The following is a 1,844-nucleotide window of genomic DNA, read 5'->3' as shown; positions in this document are numbered from 1 at the left end:
AAAATGGATTTATATAAAACAAAAAGGATTGGTGATTAGGATGAGAATGGTAGATATTATTGCGAAAAAACGTGATGGTAAAGAGCTAACAACAGAGGAAATTCGCTTCTTTATTAAAGGATATACAGATGGATCAATACCTGATTATCAAGTGAGTGCATTGGCAATGGCGATCTTTTTCCAAGACATGTCTGATCGTGAACGTGCGGATTTAACGATGGCTATGGTTGAGTCTGGGGAAACAATTGATTTATCAGAAATCGAAGGGGTTAAAGTAGATAAACATTCAACTGGCGGTGTTGGTGATACAACAACATTAGTTTTAGGACCATTAGTAGCTGCTTTAGATGTACCAGTTGCAAAAATGTCTGGACGTGGTCTAGGGCATACAGGTGGTACGATTGATAAATTAGAAGCAGTAGAAGGGTTCCATGTTGAGATTACGAAAGAGCAATTTATTGATTTAGTGAATCGTGATAAGGTTGCAGTTATTGGGCAAACAGGAAATTTAACTCCTGCTGACAAAAAAATATATGCACTACGTGATGTTACCGGAACTGTGAATTCGATCCCATTAATCGCAAGTTCGATTATGAGTAAAAAAATTGCAGCTGGTGCTGATGCAATTGTTCTTGATGTTAAGACAGGTGCTGGTGCATTTATGAAAACAGAAGAGGATGCGAAAAAATTAGCGCATGCAATGGTACGAATCGGAAATAATGTTGGTCGTCAAACAATGGCTGTTATTTCAGACATGTCCCAACCGCTTGGCTTTGCGATTGGTAATGCTCTTGAAGTGAAGGAAGCAATTGATACGCTAAAAGGGGAAGGGCCAGAAGACTTAACAGAGTTGGTACTTGTATTAGGAAGCCAAATGGTTGTACTTGGTAAAAAAGCTGATACATTAGAAGAAGCTCGTGAAATGTTGAAAGAAGTTATGAAGAATGGAAAAGCGATTGAGAAATTTAAAGAGTTCTTACACAATCAAGGTGGAGATAGCTCGATTGTAGATCATCCAGAAAAGTTACCACAAGCAAAATATGTAATTGATGTGCCAGCTAAAACTTCAGGTGTTGTGTCTAACATTGTGGCAGATGAAATTGGTATTGCTGCTATGCTTTTAGGAGCAGGCCGTGCAACAAAAGAGGATGAAATTGATTTAGCGGTTGGTTTAATGCTGCGTAAAAAAGTTGGCGAAGCTGTAAAAGAAGGGGAACCACTTGTTACGATTCATGCAAATCGTGAAAACGTGGAAGATGTAAAAGCTAAAATTTATGAAAACATTTCTATAGCAGAAAAGGCGGAAACTCCTAAATTAATTCATACAATTATAACTGATTAATCATTCATAGGATTGAATTTGCTTTGAGGAGGAAATCACATGGATAAAAAAAGATACATTGAAGAAGCGACAAAGATGTTAGAAAAAGCTTATATTCCATATTCAAAGTTTCCTGTTGGTGCAGCGTTAGTTACGAAAGAAGGTAAAATTTATACAGGTTGTAATATAGAAAATGCTTCTTACGGTTTATGTAATTGTGCCGAAAGAACAGCAATATTTAAAGCAGTATCAGAAGGGGAGCGCGAGTTTAGTTATTTGGTAATCACGGGTAAAACAGATGGGCCGATTTCACCATGTGGAGCTTGTAGACAAGTCATCGCGGAGTTCTGTGATCCTAAAATGCCAGTGTTATTGACAAACTTAAAAGGTGATGAAAAAGAAGTAACAGTTGAGCAATTGCTGCCAGGTGCATTTTCGATAGAGGATTTAGTCTAGTTATAATCATAAAGATTAAAAATTAAAAATTAACTATGATGTATATAGAGCCAGCTCTATATACATC

At 36.9% G+C, this 1,844-nt stretch carries 2 protein-coding genes; both read left to right on the top strand.

Annotated elements, in window-relative coordinates; translation table 11 throughout:
- Positions 1-40 precede the first annotated feature (40 nt).
- A complete protein-coding gene (locus V7183_RS25165) occupies positions 41-1,342 on the top strand; it encodes a pyrimidine-nucleoside phosphorylase (protein ID WP_097899398.1) in 1,302 nt (433 codons plus the stop codon).
- A 39-nt stretch (positions 1,343-1,381) separates the two neighbouring features.
- Positions 1,382-1,777, top strand: coding sequence for a cytidine deaminase (locus V7183_RS25160; RefSeq protein ID WP_097899397.1), 396 nt, complete (start codon positions 1,382-1,384; stop codon positions 1,775-1,777).
- Positions 1,778-1,844 lie beyond the last annotated feature (67 nt).

The organism is Bacillus sp. JJ1127 (assembly GCF_036965845.1).
In the GTDB taxonomy this organism is placed as follows: Bacteria; Bacillota; Bacilli; order Bacillales; family Bacillaceae_G; genus Bacillus_A.
Note: the sequence above shows the minus strand (reverse complement) of the source record. Positions and strands in the feature narration are given on the sequence as shown.

Coding starts and splice junctions, on each gene's coding strand:
- V7183_RS25165 (WP_097899398.1), top strand. CDS start 41: ATGAGAATGGTAGATATTATTGCGAAAAAACGTGATGGTAAAGAGCTA.
- V7183_RS25160 (WP_097899397.1), top strand. CDS start 1,382: ATGGATAAAAAAAGATACATTGAAGAAGCGACAAAGATGTTAGAAAAA.